The organism is Stieleria magnilauensis (assembly GCA_007753675.1).
Lineage (GTDB): Bacteria > Planctomycetota > Planctomycetia > Pirellulales > Pirellulaceae > Stieleria > Stieleria magnilauensis.
The window spans coordinates 5,867,613-5,888,389 of record CP036432.1; the positions used below are offsets into that span (position 1 = coordinate 5,867,613).

The following is a 20,777-nucleotide window of genomic DNA, read 5'->3' on the forward strand; positions in this document are numbered from 1 at the left end:
TTGAATAGATCGACCAGCCTGCAATATCCATCGGCCCCGAAACTACCGAATTTCAAGCAGAATCGTCACAATCAGAGGTTAAATGCCGGATCGACGTTGTGGTGGTAACGATTGTGAGGGCATTGAGTCTGACCAGTCACCCTCTGGTAGTCCGCAAACGCCAAATTCCGTTCCAGAGGTTCAAAACGCGGACGGCGACCAGGCGATCTGCATGAGACGACCGGTCTAGTGATGTCCACCGAGAACGTGTGGAGCCCGACGGCTCAAGTCTTGACGCAGTCATTGAAAATCGCGTAGCTCATCTAAATCTGTATTTGCACGGCCGAATAAGTTGGTTCCGTTGATCGAATACGCCGATCAAGTCTTTCACGACTTTTACTCCATCAACGCAAGAAGAAGCTGGCAATGAGAACAAGGTATCTCAAACGAATCGCTCGATTAGCCATGATGGGGCTGATGGTGGCGATATTTGCGATGCCGACATCGTTGGTCCAAATTTGCCCATGTACGACGGTCTGTGGCGAAAGCCAGTGTGGTTGTCATGCATTGGTCACCGAATGCGGCATGGCGGGGGAACTGAACTGTTGTTCCGGAAGTCAAGCTTCGATGCCATGCGATACCGTTGTTAAACATGGATGTGGAATCGACTTGCTGGTGTGTCACTGCTCCGATCACTGTCCTTGTCCGTGCCAATGTGGCCAGCGAAATGATCAGGCAACCATCGGCTGCAATCGAACTGTCGTTCGGCAAACCGTTGAGCGGGGCATCGCGGGCGCGACCGTATTGCCTCTTACTGCACTGGTGCAGAGCCGTCTCTCGCGCATCAGCAATTCGCCAATTGTGCATGTGGCGACCGCACAGCAACGCTGTGCCACTCTCTCGCGTTTTCTCCTTTGAACGCCGCTCACTGAGCATGTTGTCTCGAAAGTCATCTAGGCTTTTGTTTGATGCCCGTCCAGTGTTGAACCCACCCAGCTCGGTTTAGGTTCATTCCTATTTGCAGCGTTGCAAAACCTTCGATGGACTTCGCGCTGCGCCGTTGTTGACCGCCCCCAGGGGCGACCTGCGATTCGGTGTGAATCGCTTTGCAGTTTCTTGTTTCCAACTCTAGAGAAAGGATTCTCGATCATGGCTAAGTTACTTTTCAGTTTGATGTTGGTGGCCGCCTTGGCCGCTGTGACTTCCGTGGGATGTGCTTCGACCGCCGGAGGAGGTGGAGGCGGTGGTAGCCACGCCGGACATAGTCACTAGCCACGGGACGCAAGCGATCAGGCGCAATCAATTGAGATCGGGTCTGATCACAAATCCCCAGTGGACCAGCCGGTCGTTGGCGGCCAGGAAGCCGTGTGTTCCGAAGCAAGGGAGTGCTGGCGGCCGGTTGGTTCCATTATTCAATTCCCCCCCAAAATCACTTGATGTCCCAGAGAACAAGTTTCATGCACCAGTCGTTTCAAAGGGCCTATTGGTCATCCTTAATTCAATCACCGAAGCAGGATTTCCTTGCTTCGATCGTTGTCTTCTTGGTCGCATTGCCGTTGTGCATGGGAATTGCAATCGCCTCGGGCGTCCCCGTCGCTGCGGGTTTGATCACCGGAATTGTCGGCGGCCTCGTCGTGGGTTGGTTCGCCGGAGCTCCGCTACAGGTCAGCGGACCAGCCGCTGGCTTGACGGTGATTGTCTTCGAGCTGGTGCGAGAGCATGGAATCGCAGCATTGGGTGTGGCCGTCCTGATCGGAGGCAGTCTTCAACTGGTCGCCGGAATGATGCGGCTAGGACAATGGTTCCGCGCAGTATCCCCCGCCGTTATTTACGGCATGCTTGCGGGCGTCGGTGTGCTAATCCTCGCCAGCCAATTCCACGTCATGCTGGATGATGCTCCGAAGTCCAATGGTCTATCGAATCTCGTCTCGATTCCGTCGGCCGCCTATTCTGCAGTCCTGAGTCACGATCAAGCCGCCGCCCTCGGGACGCTCGCCATCGTCATCCTGTTGGCGTGGAACAAACTGGCCAAAGGAAGACTGCGCTTGGTTCCGGCTCCCCTCGTCGCGATCGTATCAGCGTCAGTCTTTGCGGCATGCTGGCAACCCGACGTTCAATTCGTTCAAATGCCAGTGAGTCTAATGAGCGAGTTGCATTTCGCCTCGCCACAGGTTTTTCAGACGACTCCGTGGCAGGCGGTTCTGCAGGCAGGTGTGGTCATCGGAATCGTTGCCAGTGCGGAAACGTTGCTGTGTGCGTCAGCCGTTGAAAAGATGAAGCCAGACGTTCGGACCGATTACGACCGCGAGTTGGTCGCACAAGGCATTGGCAACATGATTTGCGGATTGCTTGGTTCACTGCCGATGACGGGCGTGATCGTGCGCAGCAGTGCGAACGTCGAGTCCGGCGGACAATCGCGTTTGTCCGCCATCTTGCACGGCGCGTGGTTGCTGGCGTTCGTCGTCGTGCTCGCTTCCGTCGTCGAGTTCATTCCGACCGCCGCCTTAGCCGCCATCCTTGTCTACACAGGAATCAAACTCGTCAATCTCAAAGCCATCAAGCAACTGAAGAGTCATGGTTACAGTGAAGTCGGGGTCTATCTTGCCACGCTCGGAACGATCGTTGCGACGGACTTGCTAACGGGCGTCGTGGTGGGGGTGGTGCTGTCCGCGGTCAAACTGCTTTATCGGTTTTCTCACCTTCACACCTTGGTCGTTCGCGGTGAAGGCAATTATTGCTTGCTTCACCTCAGTGGAGCGGCAACGTTTCTTCGCCTGCCTCAGTTGGCGAAAGCTCTCGATCGCTTGCCCGTCGCTAGCGAAGTTCACATCGACCTCACGGAGTTGGACCATATCGACCACGCATGTTTGGAACTTTTAATGACCTGGACTCAACAGCACGAACGTAGTGGTGGAACACTCATCGTCGATTGGGGATCGCTACACGCTGCTATCGACACGACCGCCGAGGCCGAAGAACAGCGGCAATCGACACTCGCCACAGCTCAGACAGCCGAGTCACGTCAAGCCGCTGCGTAGATATCACAAAAACCTACTTTCTGTTTGAATGTTACCTCGAAAATGAAATGGATTTCAGATGAGAAGCCAACCCGTTAGACGCTGCGTGCTTCTGGCAGCAGGATTGCTTTCGATCTCACTGCACGTCGGTTGCGCCGCTTTGCCCTGGCGAGCCAAACCGACACCGACGAACACGGCATGCGAAGACTACATCGAGCAATCGGTGGCGAACATTGACTATGAGGCCGCTGCCAACACGCCTTCGCCGCCGGTTCGATTATCCGGTTCACCACCGGCCAGTCCCTTAGACCGCGTTGCCGCCGCCTCAATCGACGAAAGCTGCACAAGTGGTTGCTGTCACTAGCAAGTCGTCGCGTCGCGACTACGAATCTCATCGGAACTCTTGCCACTTTTTCACAAATGCAACAGTCAATTCGGATAGACGAACCATGCAATCTCTCATCAACGGTATCCAACGATTCCAGGACGAAGTCTATTCCTCCAAGCAAGTATTGTTTCAGAGGCTTCGGTCCGGTCAAAGTCCGTCCACTCTCTTCATCACATGCTCTGATTCTCGGATTGACCCAGCTTTGCTCACGCAGACAGAACCAGGTGAGTTGTTTGTACTACGAAATGCGGGGAACATTGTGCCACCGTTTCGATCGCGACTCAGTGGTGCCGAAGACATGTGCGTCGCGGCGACAATTGAGTATGCCGTCAGCGAGTTGAAAGTGTCCGACATCATCATTTGCGGACATTCTCATTGCGCTGCAATGACTGATCTACTTGATCCCCAGCAGCTTGCGGACCTACCCGCAGTTCGTCGGTGGTTGGGCTACACCAATGTCGACTACCGACTCGCAGAGCTTGATCGCGACGAAGTGCATGATCCCAACGAACGCCTCGATGCTGTTGTTGAAGAAAATGTTCTCTGTCAAATGAGCAACCTCATGACACACCCGTGTGTTGCCCGAGCAGTCGCCGCCAACGCATTGAAAGTGTACGGATGGACTTATCGGTTGGAAACCGCTGAAGTCTTGGCTTGTAAATGGGCTACGTCGGAGTTTGTTCCAATCGCTCAGTTTGTGCCGGATGATCATTGCCTAAAAATGCGTGCAGCATGATCGCCGGAGGGGTAATGGTTGTGATGTCATGTTTAACGGCTAGAATGGGGGTTGGGTTGGTCTTCGCCAAGAGAATCGTCACGGTGGCTGATTGAAATGGCGTGGCCTTCACAGCATCCTTTTGGTGGAGCCCCAGCCATGAACATTCGATACTTGGTCGCTGCCTACGCGATCGCCGTCGCCGTCCCCGCTTTCGCACAACATCATCACGGTGGCCACTCGGGACACGGTTCGCACATCGGTCATGGGTCGCACTTGGGGCACGGTGGCATTCACCTCGGCCACGGTGGGCACTCGAATCACGGCATTCATTTGGGACACGGGTCGCACTTGGGGCATGGTGTTCACCTTGGGATTGGTCACGGATCACACCTGCATGGTGGAATCGTCGGCGGCCACATTGATCACCACAACCATATCGTGCAAGACTCGCACGGCCACGTTGTCGGCACTACACATCACGATGTCGTTCACACGGGTTGGTCGCACGTCGTTCCCACAATCCACGGGCATGGGCATGGACAATACTACGTCCAGGGCGATCAGCATTACTTCGCACCGATCGCTCCTGTTTCATCATCGGGGACCTATGTCGCCGCCAAGCCAGCCCTTGTCCCCTATGGTGGCTTCAATCAAACCGACGACTTGTCCGGTCGGTTGGAAACGTTAGCCAACGAGTTGTTGCTTGATCTCCATCACAACTATCAACACAATCCAGGGTTCGCCGAAACGTATCGCGAAGCCTATCAACTGCTCGACGCTGCCAAGTTCATCCATGCAGCCGACCACAACAACGATCGCGACGCAATTCGATCGCGTATCAATGGCACCGACCAACTGTTCCATCACATCCAGCAAGATGTACGAGGTTGGTCGCGGATACACCAACGCCAAATCGGATCGTTGGGGATCCTCTCAAAAATGGAACTGGTTGAAGCAACCTTGCATCATTTGATGAACGACGTTGGCGTCTCACCGTCAGGCGGCCCTGACAGTGCCCCGATGGCACCGCCTATTCTTGAGCAAGCTCCACCGCCTCCGGCGGTAGACGCTCAGCTTGGCAACACGCCGCCGCCACCGACGATCCAGTAGCAGCCGAATAAAACCGGGCCATAGAGCCGCACGTGATTATCGCGTCCAGTGGCACGGACCGTTCCGATGAAATCAAACAACAGATCAAAGGGACTCTGTTCCACAATTTTGAAATCAGTCACTCCACCCCGGAAATGAAACTTCCGAACAGGCTTGCGAAGATATGACGAAGCCGCCGTCATCACCAAAAATCAACAAGCCGTTGTCGGCTTCCGCTACCGTGGACGCCGACCGCCCTTAGCGGCTCGCGTTACCGCAAGCCGCTCGATCGGGCGTTGATTAGCAATTGCTAGTGATCATGGTCGCCATACTCGTGACGGGTCTCGAAGCCGTTTTGCTTTAGCCAGCCCATCAATTGGTCAGCAGTCTTGTGATTAGCAACGTGAACGTCACGCCAAGTCGGGGCACGAAACGCGATGTCGGAGTGTCCGTCGTGCGAGTCCACGCGAACTTCCGCGCCCACTTTTTTCAGCGTGTCGATCATCTGCTTTTCGTTGGCTGAGCCATCACCGTGCATGCGTTTCCATTTCACCATCCGAAACTCCACGACCTCGGGACCCTTGGCGTAGGCTGGATCGGGGTGAGCGTGTGACACATCGAAGCCAGACTTCGATAGCCAACCCGCCCATTGCTCGGCCATCTTGTGGTCCTTGACCTCCATTTCCTTCCATTGGGCGATACGATAGGTCACATCGGTGTGACCATCGTGGCTGTCCTGCTTGACTTCACAGCCAAGTTTCTTGACGGTCGCAGCATGCTGAGCCGCTTTGTTGGCATCGTCAAAGTGCATCGACTTCCACTCGGGCAAATAGAACGCCAACGTTTCACCTCTGTGGGCATGATCACCGTGGTCGTGTCCGTCGTGATCATGTCCGGCGTGGTCGTGGCCTTCATGTCCCGCCTCTTGGGCCGAGAGCGATCCGCCAGCCAAAGAGATCGCAGCACAAACAGCCATGGCAAACATCATTTTTGAAACTTTCATCTTCATGTCCTTCAAGTTTTGATTGGGTAGTTAAATTTCTAGCATTGGTCCAAAACCGTAGCGAAAGCCACCAAGGATTTCGGATCGTTGTATGACAGCCGCGATTCTTGCGGAATGCTGGTGCCACTTCCTAAGATGTTCAGCCGATTGTCAAAACGGCTGAGACGGGGAACTGCAGCGCGGCGAAACCCAAAAAACCGTAGCGCAAGCCGCCATGGAGTTCGGTTGCTATTCAGCGAATTGACGAAACTCCTGGCGAGATTCGTTACGCCTGCGTTTGCCGCAGATATTGTCGGACGATGCCTAGATTTGCCAGGATTGCAGCAGTGCGCAGCGACCACCGGCGGTCACACACCAGGCGGCTTCCGCCGATAAAGAATGAGCTGCCGACGTGAAGAGATGCGGGACCAGTCGCTTTGCCGGTCCGCATGTCCAAATGGCGATTGGCTGGAGATCGAAATGCGGTGAAGCGATTCTGGCGTCGACATAGACACAGCGGCCTTCGTCGCACGGCTGGGAGTGATCGTCGGCAGGCACGCCCTCTTGATGTGCGGCTTCATCGTACTCGGCGGAATGTTTCCCGTCATGGCCCAATGAAGCATGGCAACCAATTGACTCATGCCCGCAATTCGCCATCGCATGCTCATGATGCACGCAACATCCCGCCAACGCATGCACGTTGAAAGCCAGCAGAGTTAGAAACTGGATGAGGGTAGACAGCAAAAGCTTACTTCTCAAGAAATGTCAGTTGGCGAGCTTCACAACGAAGCGATTATCGGCACCGGTGCGATGCGAGTCAATGCCAGTCAGGCTTGCCGGAGGGCGTTGACGATGGGGACGGTGCCCGCCTGGATAGCGGGTGCTAGTCCCGCTGCAATGCCAACAGCCAGCGACACCAAGGCACCTGTGAGGGCTAATCCGATGGACGGTCGAAAGGCGATGGTCGCTCCCTCAGCTCCGATCGCGAAACCACCGATGGCCAATGCTGCCATTGCCAGTGCGGTCCCCGCGATGCCGCCGACAAGACACAGGATCGTGCTCTCGGTCAACACCAGCCGCATGGCCCGCAACGGTCGCACGCCAATGGTTTGCAAAACCGCGTATTCTTTGATTCGATCTTGGACACTCATGACCGTGGTGGTTGCAACGAGCGACAAAACTAACCCGACACACGCATAGCCCAACCAGTGTGCGAAACCGATCAAGTCGACGAGATCCGAAAGCGTGCTGGCTTGAAAGGCACCTTTGCGACGCGTTTTGGTCGCGACGCTGCCGGCGCGTAGCTTGGCGTCAATTTCACTGGCAACGCGGTCCGGGTCGGCGTCGTCGGTCAACAACACTTCGTGCTGCGTGACCAATCCAGCGGCGTCGAGACCGCGTGTGTATTGTAGGAAAGCGAGACTCGTATATATCAAGTTTTCTTCCGATGGCACGGTCGACTGGAATACTCCGGCAACCTTGACGGAGATATCACCGATCGAGAATTGGTCTCCCGTCTTCAGCCCTCGCCGCTGAGCAACATTACGACCGACAATGGCGGCGTCCCGTTGCGTCGAAAACGCATGCCAGTCTCCTGCTGTTAACGTCAACGGACGCGTCGATTTGATTTGCTGCGGGTCGGCTCCGTTGAAGACCACAATATCCAAGCTCGCACGGCAATTATTGGTCCACACCTGAATCGGCATGACATCACGAACACCGGGAATCTCCTTGATTTTGCGCGAGTAGTCTTCCGGTAATCGGCTGGTTGTCGGGCAAAAGCGGTTCTCCTGAAAAACGATCAAACTGCGATCTGCATCGGAACCGGTTGTCAGTCGCTGTAACCCTTCCTGCACCGAACCAACGAAGCAGAAGACAAACATCGCCACCGCCGCGCCGGTGACGGTGAGTAAGGTTCGAGTGCGATGACGCCAGAGAGTTTTAAGGACGTAGGTGAACATGGGAGATTGCCGAATGGAGAATGGAGAATGGAGAATGGAGGGTCAACCAAATTTCTTGATGGCTACTGAATCTCCTGCGTTCCCGACTCCCACCTCCCACTCTCCCAGACTCCCGCTCTCCTTGTCTCCCCCTCTTTCTAAAAACTTCCCGCGATCGAGCATCAATTGCCGCGAAGCGATGCTCGCGGCATCGCGATCGTGAGTGACCATCAACAGCGTGATATCGAGTTCCTTGTTGAGTCGTTGCAGCAGGACCTGAACTTGCTCGCTGGTTTCGGTGTCCAAACTACCCGTTGGCTCATCGGCGACAACGACCTTTGGATGAGCCACAATCGCCCTGGCGATGCCGACTCGTTGCTCTTGCCCACCGGACAATTGCCGCGGATAGTGATCGGCGCGGTCGCTCAGTCCCACCGCCTCCAACGCCAACTCAACACGCTGTCGCCGCTGAGTTGACGAAAGATTCAAGAGCAACGTCGGCAATTCAACGTTCTCATAGGCGGTCAGAACAGGAATCAAATTATGCGTTTGAAAAATATAGCCGAGGTTCGCGGCCCGCCAATCGGCCAGTTTGCTGCGTGACAGTTTCGTCACTTCCGTTCCATCGACCGTGATGGTTCCTGAATCCGGGCGGTCGATGCCACTGACCAAGTTCAGAAGCGTGCTCTTTCCCGTGCCGCTTGGCCCCATCAGCGACACAAAGTCACCCGCGTCAATATCCAAGTCGATATCGTCCAGCGGAGTGATGGTTTCGTCACCTTTACGGAAACTCTTGCTAACGCCACGCAGTTCTACTAAAGCCATCTAATTTACTCCCATTGTTTGATCGTCGCCGGTCACCTTGACCGGACTATTTTCCGTTAATCCATCCATGCCGCTTGCGACTAATTTGTCGGTGACCTTCAAACCCGACTTCACTTCCACCAATCCGCCCGCACTGGATGCACCCGCTTCAATGGTTCGCCGTTGGGCTCGTTCATCCGCATCGACAACCCAGACGAATGCACCGCTGTCTCCCGACTGAATCAGATGTTCCGGTGCGAACATTCGCTCCGTTTCCGTCGCCTCGCTCTTGGTGTTCCCAACGATGGGAGCCAAAAATGTTGCGGTGACCAGCATTTCAGGGCTAACCGTTGGCGGAGGGTCAAGCAATTCGACTTTGACTTCCAAAGTATTCTTTTGAATGTTTGCCGAACTGGTCGATTGAAGGACGCGGCCTTGGATCGGCGTCTTTGAAGAAGCCGTTTCGATTTCCACTGGCTGGCCCGGCGTGACCATCGGCACATCTTCCAATCGCACGTCCGCGCGGACTTGCAAACGCTCGGGATCGTACATTTCGATCACCGTGTTCGAGCTTTGCCCAGCGGTCGTTTCCATTCCCATCACGCGCGTTCCCGGTGCGGCGACGAGCTTCAAGACTCGCCCGTCCATCGGCGCGCGGACAATGTTGCGATCCAACGCCAATTCGGATTGCCGCACACGCAGCTTCGCCTCGTCTCGGAGCGCCTTCGCCGACTGCACCTTCGCCTCCGCTTCCTGGAGCTGACGGTTTTCCTCGATCAGCAAGTTTCGCTGTCGCTGCAATGCGTCGACCTTCCTCTGCAACGTGTCAACCTCGGATTGCAGATTCGGTTGTCGCTTGTGTAGCTCTTGTAGATTCGCGTGAGCCGTCGCATGTTCACTTTCAGCCTGTCGCACGATTCGTGAAGCGATCGCATCCTTGGCCTCGCGTTTCCCCTCCATGCTGCTGTGTGCGTACTTCACCTCCGCTTCGGCGGCTTGGATCAAGAACGGAAGTTTTTCCAGTTCCGTTTTCGACTTGGCCAGCGTGCTTTGGGCATCGGCCAGTGGTACTTCCAGATGAACAGGATTCTCGATCCGCACCTTTGCCGCATCGCGTTCGGCAATCGCGCGATTCAGTTCTCCCTCGCGAATCTCCAGTGAATTTTTCGCTTGCTCGACGTCCAGTTCGGCATCAATCGCAATCAACTTTGCGATCGGTTGGTCTTTCTTGACACGTTGTCCCTCGACCACCAACAGCTCGTCAATCACACCGGGGGCCAACGCCGCGACACGAATCGCTGTCGGTCGCGGCTCGATCCAACCCGGTGATTGAAACAGTGTGGTGCCTGCCTGTTGGACCTCCGCTCGCTTAACGATCACCGGCACGACCGTCACGCTGGGTTGTGGCATCAACTGACGCCCAGCCGCCGCGACAAGCAGTCCTAGAAAGCCGAGCAGGATCGCTAGCGGGAGTACGTACCGCGAAACCCAAGGCTTTCGCCGGGGCTTCACCGCCTGGGAGGATTCACTCGCCGGCGAGCGATCGAGCGCCAATTGACTGAGGTCCAAAGGACGATTCATTGTTAGTCCTTCCTCACGAAGATCTTTTTGGCAGCGACGGTCAAATTGCCTTGATCGTCACGTTTGGCAGTGCCCTTGACGACGACGGTCGACAACTCTTTGACTTCCAAAAAGTCGCGAGCGTCCTGAGTCACTGGCTTGCCCGCATCGTCGACGATTTTGACGGTGGCAATGTTCTCCTTCACGGCGTCCGTCTCGCAACAGTAGTCCCACGGCGTCGGACAGCCTTCGTCAGGAGCACAATACGGAACCTTTGCATCAACGATGGTGAATGCCGCCAAGCCTTTGACAAACGGTTCGCTCGATCCGCCGATCAAACCGACCAAGGTGATTTCCTTGCCGTCTTCGGCTTTCTGACGTGCTTCGCCAACCGGGACCGCACCTGCCGGTTCCGTCTCGGCCTCGTATTGCGTCTTGCCGGACTCCAAGTCGTACCGGTTTTGGCTCGGCCCATCGGCAACCGTGGCACCGTCCTTGCATCCAATCATCGCAATCGACAATCCTACAACAGCAAACGACATCAAAAGTTTCATCTCAAATTTCTCCAAAGAGGGTTTCTGTAAACACATCTGCAATCGCCTCAGACTGCTTTCAAACTCGTTGCGACCTCCGCTCGCAACGCCTTCAATGCCGGAGGCAACGCACCGACGACACCTAGCAGCAATCCAACACCACAACCGATCAAGATCGCCACGCTGTCGATACGAATCGTAAAAGCGCCCATGGTGAAGCGAACCGCCATTCCATTGAGCATCGTCAAAGCAACCACGCCGGAGAGCAACGATCCGGCAGCCGCCAGCAATACACCTTCTTGAACCAAGCTGATCAAGATCGCCCGACGTCGATATCCAACCGCTTGCAAGGTTGCGATTTCGCGAATTCGTCCAGCCACCGCGCCGTACATCATGTTCAACCCAGCAAAAATCCCTGCTCCTGAAACCAGCACGACTACGAACCATGCCAACACGCGGACCGGTTTGTAGTGCTGCTGAAGCGAAGCGTAGTAGTCCGTCTCGCGGATCGCTCGCAGTTCAAGGTCGGTGCGTTCCTTACAAAACAACTCGACTTCCGCCGCCGAACTTTGCGGCGTCAGCAGCATCGCAACCAAACTCAAATCCTGCCGTTTGGTAGCTGTTTGAAAGTCACCCAACTTGCACCAAATCTCCGACTCATAGGCAGCACCGCCTGCGGCAAAGCGACCACTGATCTTCCAACGCCGGCCTTCAAATTCAATCATCTGACCGATGGCCATTGCGGCATCGGTGCTGCCCAATTTGGCGGCGGCCAAGCGACCGACCATCACTTCCCCGTCGCCGGGCCAGTCGCCATCGACCAGTTTGACACGGCGGCGGACCAGCGGAGTGGACAGCGTAATGCCGCGAACGAGTCCCAAGCCCCCATCGCCCGCGTCCGTCTTCACTCGCGTTCCCAGATAAAGCTCAGGCGAAACAGCTGTGACGCCGAATCGCTTCGCGGCTCCATCCAAACTCGCCGTCAGCAGCGAAGGCGTCCGAGCTGCGATCGACGAGTTTTCAATATTCTCTTCGGAGTTGACCGAATACACCAAAACCACGTCCTCATCACCACTGACGGTCAATGATTGCTCCAATCCTCGGATGAACCCGACAACGACAAAGACCAACATGACAACCGTCGCCAAAGCGAGCAGCGTCAATGCCGTCCGCATCGGCCGCCGAGCCAAGTTGCGAACACCGTATTCCCAGGGAAGTAGCATTAGATTGATGATTTCAGATTGGTGATTGAAGATTGATGACGAGCAAAGAATGAAGAACGAGGAACAGGTTTCTCCATTCCCCATTCTCCATTCTCTATTTCCTCTAACTAACTCTTCGGCTTGGACGTAAACGTCCCCTCGGGACTCACCATCTTCGTCGGTGTCTTCCCGATGCTCTCCATGATCTCCCAGATCCCCTTGGGGCTGAGCCGGACTCCCGTCTTGGGAATCAGGGTTACGGATTGCTTTTCGATGTCACACTGAACTTTGGCGACATCATCGACCTCGTCAAAGCGTTTCGTGATTTTCTTCACGCAGCCGCCGCACATTTCACCCACCGTCATCACGGTGTTCGATTTTGTACGGTCGGCGCTAAACGCGCTCGTCGGCATCGCGACGGCGGCAAACGTCATGACAGCGGCCAACAGGCTCGCGTTTCGGACTAAACTCAACATGCCAAGACTCCTTCTGGAAAGGCAAACTCAAAAACAAAACTCGTACGCGACCATCGCGCACGAACCCGTAGCGGACGCCACCAAGGCATTCCACCACAGACGGGAATTCGCTATCTCGTAGCGGAAACCGACAAGGGTTTCAGCAATGAACGGAAACTCGCGATACGTCGAAATTCTTGGCGAATTCCGCTACCGACCACGATTCTAAAGAGACGGATGAAACAACGAGGGTCGCGGGCGAGTGAGGCTCTCAAGCCAACTCGGCACGCAAGTTCGTGATCCGTTCAAATCAACCAAGATTGGTGCGCTGTGCGCGCATCCCTACCGCATCTGTACCGCGGCCTAACCTTCGGTGCCCAATCGCGAGATGCTGACGACACACTACGGGGCGCATCAAGTGAAATCATTGTTGACGGCAAGACACCGACCTGAATCGTCTTCACCGCCAGCGGCAGAGCATCCGACTCACTGATGGCACCATCGCACAAGCAATCTTGGCAATCGCATTCACCGGTGGGCACTGGTTCACCGGCGGGCATTGGGCCGGAAGCATCCGAGCCACTCTCGCATCCATCCTGCGAACAGCATCCGCACGATGCGGTTTGCGAAACATCACCATTGCCGCTGCTGACCTGGCAGGCAAAGCAACGAATTGGACACGCCATCAGAGCGGCGATCAGCAAAACGGTGAGGGCCGGTCGAAACATGCAAACAGATTAGCTGAAGGCGGATTCTACGTAAATACTAATTCGGATGTCTCAGCGCGTCAGCTTGATCGTTTCACTGGCCGAACACTAGGAAACGTTGGGTTTGGCGTCCTCCTCGAATTTGCTCAGGATTGCGAAAAAATTTCTCCGGGCCGGAGTTGACCGAGGCCGGTGGCAGGTCCGTCAGCACCTTGGCATAGAAACGGGCCAACCACGCTCCCCGCAACAACTCGCCAGCCATAAGCGATCGCGGTGTCCAAAATTCCACTCGCGGATATTCGTCTCGGTTGAGCATGGAATTCCCGGCAGTAGGCCACTGTCCGATCGACGCCAAACGAAGATCGTCCAGCGATGTCAACTGCGGATCGTTCCCGCCTGGAATGCGACGAAGTCTATCGAGCCGACTTGCCAGGGCAGTGGTGTCAATCTCGATCGGTCGCATCGAACCGACCAACCCGATGATTGGTTTGCTCGGGTCCATCTTTCCCCACCACAATGTCGTCTCGGGAAACACGGTTGCAAAGGTGTCCGCGATCATCGTGAATTCGCGCTCGCCCATCTGATAGATCGGCAACCACTGACAGAATAGACCTCCCTTTTCAAGACGTTTGGCCGCCGCTGCATAATGCACTTCGGTGTAAAGGTATCCGGTCTCACTTTCCCAGGGCACGAATAGGTCCGACACGATCACGTCAAACTTTTTACTTGTGCCCAACAGGAAGTGCCTGGCATCGTCGGTTGTCACATGCACGCGATCGTCTTCCAAAACATGATCGTTTCGATGGCCCAGTTCTCTGGCGGCGGCAGTCACGTCGGCGATCAGTTCAACGATCTCGATCGTTTCGGTCTCTGGATGCTGGATCGCACCGGCCGCGGTCACGCCGGTGCCCATGCCAAGAAATAGGACGCGTTGCGGATTGGGATGCAACAACATTGGCAACCGAGCTTGTCGGCGCTCACGCGTCGCCGCGGCTCCGGTGCCACCGAGGCGATAGTGCAAATTCTGGCGAATGTACCAAGCCTCGCTGTCTTTGCTGCGAGTCACGTCAATCCAACCATAGGCCGACTCGCGCCTCGTTAAAAAGACCTCGTCAGGGTCGCGGCCCAACAATGACCAGGACGACGACGCGAAGCCAACCCCAACGACGCACAGCCCACCGAAAGCAATCGCAACCGACCTCCCGTAGCTGAAAGTCGCGTGATGACCGGAAAATCGGGCGGGCGCAATAAATCCCGAAAGCAACGCGATCAACAGCAACAACGCCGCGACAACCAGGAAACCACCCCACAGGCCGATCGTCGGCAACATGGCAAAGCTCGCCGCAAGCGACCCCAAAGCCGCTCCCACCGCGTTGACCATCGCAAGCGTTCCCACGGCTCGGCCCGTCGAATGGCTCCTCGCCAGTACCTGCCAAGTTGCCGGAAAGATCATCCCGCAGATCGTGACCGGCAGCATCACATAGGCAAACACCAATATGAAACCGCGCAGCAAATGACCAACAAAGGTTTCGCCTGAAACGAAGTACTGCAATCGTGTGATGTTCACAAACAAGGCCAAGCACAAGCAGCAACTCACGGTAGCCGCGATCCCGCACCAAAATAGAATGGCATCGGGCTTGACGCGACGCATCAACGCGGCAACCAAGGCAGCACCCACGGCCAACGCCAACAGAAATACGGCAACCACATTTCCGAACGTATAGGTGCTGTTATGAAACACCAACGAGAACAACCGCGTGTAGAGAATCTCAAGTGCCAAGGTGGCAAAGCCGCTGATCGCCGCGATCGCGAGCGTAACGTTCGTTCGCCTTCCGCGAGGCTCTTCGTCGTCCTCCCCGTAGCGGAACTCGCCAAGAGTTTCGGCTGGGTTTTCTGGATCCAAAACCTCGATGACTTCCGCCATTTGCGTGCGCGACAACACGATCGCAATCACCCCGGCCAACACGGCGACCCCGGCCGCTGCATAGCTGCTCCGAGCAACTCCCACTTGGACCAACAACAAATAGGTGCAGACCAACGTTCCCGCCATCGCACCCGCCGTATTGAACGCATAGCCGATCGCGGCGCTACGAGTAGGGTGATCTGACACGCGAGCGAGTGCCTGCGACATTAGCGGCAAGGTCGCGCCCAGTGCCACCGTCGCCGGAAGCAACAGCAACACGCCGATGCTTGCTCGACTGGCGAACTGCCATGCCATGCTCTCGCTCGACATCCACGCGACGATAGCTTGCGACTGCAACACACTCAGCAGCGTCGGAACGCAAATCGCCCAAGCCGCCGCAGCGATCTCGAGAACGCCAAACCACCGCAACGAACTTCCCGACGCCGAAAGTCTACCGCCGACGGAATACCCGATCGCCAATCCCAGAAACAGGCTCGCCAGCACGACGCTGCCCGCCAGAACCGTGTGCCCGAACAGCAATCCGGCTTGACGCGTCCAAGAGATTTCGTAAACCAGCGTTGTTGCCCCGGAAACGAAAAACAGCAAAAGCAGCGGCAGCGTCGACGCTACGCCGAATCGTTTCGTAGGCATCTATCGTCCTTGACCATGAGTAACTCAGTGCAATATTTGTCTTGGATAGTGTCGTCAGAGTGTACACATTGTGCCGTCAGTTCGACATCGCTCGCTCTTCGCACCAGACACCGTGAATCTTCGAAAACGCCGCAAAACACGCGTTTTCTGGGGAATGGTCTCCAGCGGCACGCCACTTGCTATAAGTGGTCGAAGTCGTCCGTCCCTAATAACTTACAAGCGAGCCAGTCCAAATGAACCGAATCATCCCTACTATCGGACTTCTTGTTGTCGGCTTCGCTCTGACGACGACCTCGGCATCTGCTCAGCACTACGGTTATGGACATGGTCAACATGGGCACCACGCTCACTACGACCACGGATTATATCATGGTGGACACAGCCGTCACAACGACTTCCACGGTGGCTATCACCCGACAGACTATTTGACCTACCCAGTTCATCCGCCCACCATTGCTTGCACAGTTCCTGTTTACCGCGAACAGCAGTATCTCGATGCACCAGAGAGCGATTTCTACTGCCCGAATTCAGGCTACTGCCCCCAAGCGGCGAACGGGATAGGTCAGCAATACGCGCCGGTGCCGTCGCATAGCCAACTGAATAATTACGCCATTGGGCCAACGCAAGGCTTGAACGATCCGGCGCACGACGGGCATGATCACTCAGGACACAATCACGCTGGTCACACCCATTCGAATCTCGGCAGCGCCTACGCATCTCCGTCGCAGCCACAGGACCGGAGTTACGTCCCCGCACCTTCCCTGGATCAATCTCCTCGGTTCCAGCCAGCGCCTCAGCAGCAGCCGAACAACAACTCCGGCATTCGCCCGAACTCACCCAACTCATCGCCAAGCCTACCGAAACGAAGCGAAGCCCCCGTCCAAATGGACGGGCCTCCGCCTCAGATTTGAGATGCAATCAACTAGCAAGCGGCGTGAAGCAATCATCTCGCAGATGTTCGACGTATTCTGACGTGCCAACGGGCGTAGAGGCCAATCGCCTTGATAGAGATTTCCGAGTTGATCGCAATCACGCATCACCGGGTCAGCAGTTCCAATATGCGCGCCGAGTGATTGGAGACGTCCGCCGATCGAATCGGAATCAAGGGGCACCTCGCTTTCGGTTCCCACCAATTCAATCACGGGCCGAGCTGAGTCTGTCTGTAGCCAGCCGAACGTGACTTTTGGAAAGACCACCGCAAGGCAGTCAGCAATCAGCCAAAACTCACGCGTGAAAGTTTTAGGAATTGGTTGAGGGGATTCGTCGGAGATTTCGCACGTTCTTTTGTTCGCGGATCACGTTGATCTGGAACAGTCGAAAAATCCCGCAACAAAAACAGATTCACTCATGTACAACACGAAAAAGCTCCTCCCCGCACTCGCGCTCGTCGCCGCTCTCACATTCGCCTTGGGCGCTGAAGCAAAAGCGCAATTTGGTCACGGTTGGGGACACGGTCATGGTCACAGCGGCCACGTCTATCAGCCGGTGGCGCCTTCGCATTGGGGTCACGGACATCAAACGCACTACCCCAGCTTCGGTTGGCGTCACCCGACTTACCACAACACCACACACCTTGATTACCACGCTCCGCAAATCTCTCGGCATGGCAACCACTTACACGTTCAGCCGAGACACTACGACGTGCATCCGACCGGTCACTGGGATCACTAAAATGTGTTGAGTGTTCAAACGTCTCAGCCAGCTTTCTCAGCCGACTATTCGTTGGCTGGGGCGGTTTTCATGGCGAATAGGCTTGCCAATGGCATTTTCCCTAGAAGCCCAACGTATCCACGCCAGTTTTTGCACAACTCAATCGAATCTAACATCCGCCAAGTCAAAACAACCGAGACTAATGGTTGACCTCTTTCCCCTGGCTCCCGAGTTTCGACGACATCGGAAGCAATTCAAACCGTTCTCTGGAGCCTCCCTGTGAAATCTCAACTTTTATTTGCCGCGTGCCTTTTCGCAATGACGACTACGGCCTCGGCTCAATTCAGAATCCAAATCGGCTCTGGTCACGATCATCATGGTCATGGCGGAATCGTCCAGCCGCACATCGACCATCACGAGCACATCATCCGAGATCGCCACGGGCACGTAACCGGCCGAGAACATCATGACGTCGTTCACAACAGCTGGTCGCACATCGTTCCCAACACCATTCGTGGTTACTCAACGGGCCGGTACTATGTGCAAGGCAATAACTACTACTACGCACCACCTGCTGGCCAACATGTGGCAGCACGTCCCGCGATCGTTCCGTTCGGAGGATTTACTCAGTACAGCGATCTCTCCGGGCGGCTAGAAACTCTGGTGAATGAGATGTTGCTCGACCTCCACTACAACTATTCTCACAATCCTGGATTCGCAGAAACGTACCGCGAAGGCTACGAACTTCTGGGGGTGGCAAAGTTCATTCATGCCGCCGAGCACAACAATGACCGCGAAGCGATGCGTTCCAAGCTTCTCGGGACGGACCGGCTGTTTCATCACATCCAAGACGACGTTCGAGGTTGGACGAGAATTCATCACCGCCAAATCGGCACACTCGGTCTCATCTCGAAAATGGAAATTGCCGAATCCACTTTGCATCACTTGATGAACGACGTTGGAGTCTCCGAATCGGGCCAGGCTCCGCAGCCAACTTCTGCAGCGGGCGGAGGAGTAGAGCAAGCTCCGCCTCCACCCGGCATCCAACAGGGATACTCACCAATGCAGGGCGCACAGCAAGGCTATGTTCCACAGCAGGGTGTTCCTCAAGGTTTTGCCCCGCAGCGTGCTCCCGCCCAAAATTATGCGCCTCAGCGTAGCGAGCCAAGCGCGGCTCCACTGGGCAATTCACCACCACCGCCTACCGTTGAATAGCACCACGACCGAACCGCCGTCAGGCGAATGGCCAACTGTGTCCGTTCGGTGCGTTGACATGCCGACAAGCTCGAACCGATGACGAATGCAAGGCCCGCCAATTTTCGCTCGCATTCGAGCGCATGGCGTAGCGACACCTGAGGCATCAAGTGAAAACCAAGTCTATTGCCATGAGACAACCTGTCGGTTCGAACGCTCGCAAGCGCCGAATGCGCTTTACACTTCGCACGTTGTTCGTAGTCGTTTCTGGTTCGGCGATCGTAATCTGGTGGGTCCTGGTTCCGACACAGAAAGTGAATTTGTTTTCAGTTGAAGTCAACTTTGGGAAATCCGAGTCGGCTTTGGCGATGGTTAGTCAATTCGAGAAGAGCGAATCCTGGCGCCGATCACTCGTGCGTCACCTTGCAGGTGGCAAGCAAGTAACTGCCGTCAAGTCCAAGACCGAAGTCTCGGTTGAGCCCATCTCTTTCAGTGACATCGTTTTTGGGCGCCGAAGATTTGCAGTCGTGCAGGGACATGACGTATTGGCTGCCGACGGTAGTAGGCATCAAGGGTTTTCGACAGCGAAAGGATCGATCACTCATTGGGGTATCGAACCTCGCCAAGAATGACGCGTTTGGATTGGTGCTCTCCCCCAATCGCAGCAGCGGAGAAGTCATGCATAAGAATGCATTCTTGGACTTGTTCATCATCAGAGAAGCCCCATGCCATTGCCGATTACCGGCGTGTTGTCATGTGGCCGCCACAAAACTGCTCATGAGTTCAATCGCTAAAAATTGAATCAACATCGCTACTCTCCACTGGTAAGAAACTTGATTCGGTCACCAACCGAGGCCACGACTGCGGTGGCCTCGGAATCAATTCTTATACTCGACTCAGTGGTCGTGCCGCACTTCAAAACCGCTCTGTTTGAGCCAGGCCACCAGCTTGTCCGCATCGTCGTGACTGGCCAGATGGACATCACGCCAAATGGGTGCTCGAAATTTGATGTCCGAGTGCCCGTTGTGCTTGTCGACACGAACATCAACACCAAGACGACGCATTTGATCGATGAACGAAGCTCCATCACCGCAAGAATGATGGGAACACATTGCGGACGCATCGGAGTGATGGTGATGCAAACAACATCCAAGAAAAACGTGCGTGTTAAACGCGACGATCGTCAGGCAATAGATGGTGCGAGCAAACACGTGATTTGATTCTCCGAAGGTAAGACGGTGGATTGTTGGCAGCTCGCAGGATGCGGTCAAACTCATTCGATGATCGCGATAACTCAAAGACGTCGCATGCAATGCTGAGGCTGGACTTTGGTTGCATGGTCTGTGCCAACCGGCCGAGAAGAATGAGTGGGCCTGGGTCCCCCAACGTAAATCCCACGTCATTCGCCCACTGAATCGTCGTTGCTGCACCTAAGAGAAAAAGCTTCGGGGAAAAGTCTTACGCGTGCGTGTGATCGAATGCCGGCGCCGCCGCGTGATCCTTTGGAACACACGGCTGTGCTCGCATTGATGGCGCTATCGTGAGCTTACCGCCGAAAACACTGCAAAAACGCATTTGGCACAGCCCATGCGTGTTTCACAGGCAGTTTCCTTCCAGCCGCTCGACCGAGACGGTTCTCCCACTCGAATGGAGTTAAGCCATGTTGAAAAAGAAAATGCTGTTGCCTGCCATCATCCTCGGGGTTGCCGTCACATTTGCCCTCAGTGGCGAAGCCAATGCTCAATGCGGATACGGATTGGGACCGGGTGTCGGACATGCCGGTTACGGCCAAGTCTACCGGCCGACTACCCGTTCCTATTTGGGGCAGGGCTACCAATCCTATCGTCCAAGTTACGGTTACCGTCAGCCGGTTTACCACGACACAACCCATCTTGATTATCACCGGCCACAAGTCATCCCTCATGGTCGCCACTTCCACGTGCAACGAGGACACTTCGACGTGCATCGAAGCGGTCATTGGCATCACTAGTCGACGGGTACCGGA

The 20,777-nt window shown here is 55.5% G+C and carries 17 protein-coding genes; 8 read left to right on the forward strand and 9 right to left on the reverse strand.

Going from position 1 to position 20,777, the window contains the following annotated elements; genetic code table 11:
• Positions 1-1,415 precede the first annotated feature (1,415 nt).
• The 4 genes from TBK1r_RS20635 to TBK1r_RS20650 all read left to right on the forward strand — a co-directional run bounded on the left by TBK1r_RS20635 (position 1,416) and on the right by TBK1r_RS20650 (position 5,212).
• Positions 1,416-3,017 (forward strand): SulP family inorganic anion transporter, encoded by a 1,602-nt coding sequence (locus TBK1r_RS20635; RefSeq protein ID WP_259631787.1) that lies wholly within the window; start codon positions 1,416-1,418, stop codon positions 3,015-3,017.
• 58 nt (positions 3,018-3,075) lie between these two features.
• Positions 3,076-3,360: a hypothetical protein gene (locus TBK1r_RS20640; protein ID WP_419580215.1), complete on the forward strand. Its 285-nt coding sequence runs from the start codon at positions 3,076-3,078 to the stop codon at positions 3,358-3,360.
• An 85-nt stretch (positions 3,361-3,445) separates the two neighbouring features.
• Positions 3,446-4,120 (forward strand): carbonic anhydrase, encoded by a 675-nt coding sequence (locus tag TBK1r_RS20645; RefSeq protein WP_145214805.1) that lies wholly within the window; start codon positions 3,446-3,448, stop codon positions 4,118-4,120.
• A gap of 138 nt (positions 4,121-4,258) precedes the next feature.
• Complete coding sequence (locus TBK1r_RS20650) at positions 4,259-5,212, forward strand: hypothetical protein (protein ID WP_145214808.1); 954 nt, start codon at positions 4,259-4,261, stop codon at positions 5,210-5,212.
• A gap of 289 nt (positions 5,213-5,501) precedes the next feature.
• Here TBK1r_RS20650 and TBK1r_RS20655 read toward each other — a convergent pair whose 3' ends face one another.
• From TBK1r_RS20655 to TBK1r_RS20690, 9 genes are all read right to left on the reverse strand, one after another.
• A complete protein-coding gene (locus TBK1r_RS20655) occupies positions 5,502-6,194 on the reverse strand; it encodes a hypothetical protein (RefSeq protein ID WP_145214810.1) in 693 nt (230 codons plus the stop codon).
• 303 nt (positions 6,195-6,497) lie between these two features.
• Positions 6,498-6,917, reverse strand: a complete 420-nt coding sequence (locus TBK1r_RS38840) for a hypothetical protein (RefSeq protein WP_419580216.1) — start codon at positions 6,915-6,917, stop codon at positions 6,498-6,500.
• Positions 6,918-7,000: 83 nt separating this feature from the next.
• A complete protein-coding gene (locus TBK1r_RS20660) occupies positions 7,001-8,134 on the reverse strand; it encodes an ABC transporter permease (protein WP_145214813.1) in 1,134 nt (377 codons plus the stop codon).
• 42 nt (positions 8,135-8,176) lie between these two features.
• Positions 8,177-8,938, reverse strand: a complete 762-nt coding sequence (locus tag TBK1r_RS20665; protein ID WP_145214816.1) for an ABC transporter ATP-binding protein — start codon at positions 8,936-8,938, stop codon at positions 8,177-8,179.
• Positions 8,939-10,498: an efflux RND transporter periplasmic adaptor subunit gene (locus TBK1r_RS20670; RefSeq protein WP_145214819.1), complete on the reverse strand. Its 1,560-nt coding sequence runs from the start codon at positions 10,496-10,498 to the stop codon at positions 8,939-8,941.
• 2 nt (positions 10,499-10,500) lie between these two features.
• Positions 10,501-11,031, reverse strand: a complete 531-nt coding sequence (locus TBK1r_RS20675; RefSeq protein WP_145214822.1) for a hypothetical protein — start codon at positions 11,029-11,031, stop codon at positions 10,501-10,503.
• A 47-nt stretch (positions 11,032-11,078) separates the two neighbouring features.
• Positions 11,079-12,233, reverse strand: a complete 1,155-nt coding sequence (locus tag TBK1r_RS20680; protein WP_145214825.1) for an ABC transporter permease — start codon at positions 12,231-12,233, stop codon at positions 11,079-11,081.
• Between the two features lie 107 nt (positions 12,234-12,340).
• On the reverse strand, positions 12,341-12,688 hold the full coding sequence (locus tag TBK1r_RS20685) for a heavy-metal-associated domain-containing protein (RefSeq protein ID WP_145214828.1): 348 nt from the start codon (positions 12,686-12,688) through the stop codon (positions 12,341-12,343).
• Positions 12,689-13,468: 780 nt separating this feature from the next.
• Complete coding sequence (locus tag TBK1r_RS20690) at positions 13,469-15,928, reverse strand: MFS transporter (RefSeq protein WP_145214831.1); 2,460 nt, start codon at positions 15,926-15,928, stop codon at positions 13,469-13,471.
• A 1,929-nt stretch (positions 15,929-17,857) separates the two neighbouring features.
• On the opposite strand from TBK1r_RS20690, the gene TBK1r_RS20700 reads away from it, so the two are divergent.
• The 4 genes from TBK1r_RS20700 (at position 17,858) to TBK1r_RS20715 (ending at position 20,762) form a co-directional block, all read left to right on the forward strand.
• A complete protein-coding gene (locus tag TBK1r_RS20700; protein WP_145214834.1) occupies positions 17,858-18,793 on the forward strand; it encodes a hypothetical protein in 936 nt (311 codons plus the stop codon).
• 170 nt (positions 18,794-18,963) lie between these two features.
• Positions 18,964-19,404 carry a hypothetical protein gene (locus tag TBK1r_RS20705; protein WP_419580217.1) on the forward strand — a complete coding sequence of 147 codons (441 nt, stop codon included), beginning with the start codon at positions 18,964-18,966 and terminating at the stop codon, positions 19,402-19,404.
• Between the two features lie 201 nt (positions 19,405-19,605).
• A complete protein-coding gene (locus tag TBK1r_RS20710) occupies positions 19,606-19,992 on the forward strand; it encodes a hypothetical protein (RefSeq protein WP_145214839.1) in 387 nt (128 codons plus the stop codon).
• Between the two features lie 440 nt (positions 19,993-20,432).
• Positions 20,433-20,762, forward strand: a complete 330-nt coding sequence (locus TBK1r_RS20715) for a hypothetical protein (protein WP_145214842.1) — start codon at positions 20,433-20,435, stop codon at positions 20,760-20,762.
• Positions 20,763-20,777: the final 15 nt, after the last annotated feature.

Coding starts and splice junctions, on each gene's coding strand:
- TBK1r_RS20655 (WP_145214810.1), bottom strand. CDS start 6,194: ATGAAAGTTTCAAAAATGATGTTTGCCATGGCTGTTTGTGCTGCGATC.
- TBK1r_RS20680 (WP_145214825.1), bottom strand. CDS start 12,233: ATGCTACTTCCCTGGGAATACGGTGTTCGCAACTTGGCTCGGCGGCCG.
- TBK1r_RS20660 (WP_145214813.1), bottom strand. CDS start 8,134: ATGTTCACCTACGTCCTTAAAACTCTCTGGCGTCATCGCACTCGAACC.
- TBK1r_RS20670 (WP_145214819.1), bottom strand. CDS start 10,498: ATGAATCGTCCTTTGGACCTCAGTCAATTGGCGCTCGATCGCTCGCCG.
- TBK1r_RS20650 (WP_145214808.1), top strand. CDS start 4,259: ATGAACATTCGATACTTGGTCGCTGCCTACGCGATCGCCGTCGCCGTC.
- TBK1r_RS20685 (WP_145214828.1), bottom strand. CDS start 12,688: ATGTTGAGTTTAGTCCGAAACGCGAGCCTGTTGGCCGCTGTCATGACG.
- TBK1r_RS20645 (WP_145214805.1), top strand. CDS start 3,446: ATGCAATCTCTCATCAACGGTATCCAACGATTCCAGGACGAAGTCTAT.
- TBK1r_RS20675 (WP_145214822.1), bottom strand. CDS start 11,031: ATGAAACTTTTGATGTCGTTTGCTGTTGTAGGATTGTCGATTGCGATG.
- TBK1r_RS20715 (WP_145214842.1), top strand. CDS start 20,433: ATGTTGAAAAAGAAAATGCTGTTGCCTGCCATCATCCTCGGGGTTGCC.
- TBK1r_RS20640 (WP_419580215.1), top strand. CDS start 3,076: ATGAGAAGCCAACCCGTTAGACGCTGCGTGCTTCTGGCAGCAGGATTG.
- TBK1r_RS20665 (WP_145214816.1), bottom strand. CDS start 8,938: ATGGCTTTAGTAGAACTGCGTGGCGTTAGCAAGAGTTTCCGTAAAGGT.
- TBK1r_RS20635 (WP_259631787.1), top strand. CDS start 1,416: ATGTCCCAGAGAACAAGTTTCATGCACCAGTCGTTTCAAAGGGCCTAT.
- TBK1r_RS20705 (WP_419580217.1), top strand. CDS start 18,964: ATGAGACAACCTGTCGGTTCGAACGCTCGCAAGCGCCGAATGCGCTTT.
- TBK1r_RS20690 (WP_145214831.1), bottom strand. CDS start 15,928: ATGCCTACGAAACGATTCGGCGTAGCGTCGACGCTGCCGCTGCTTTTG.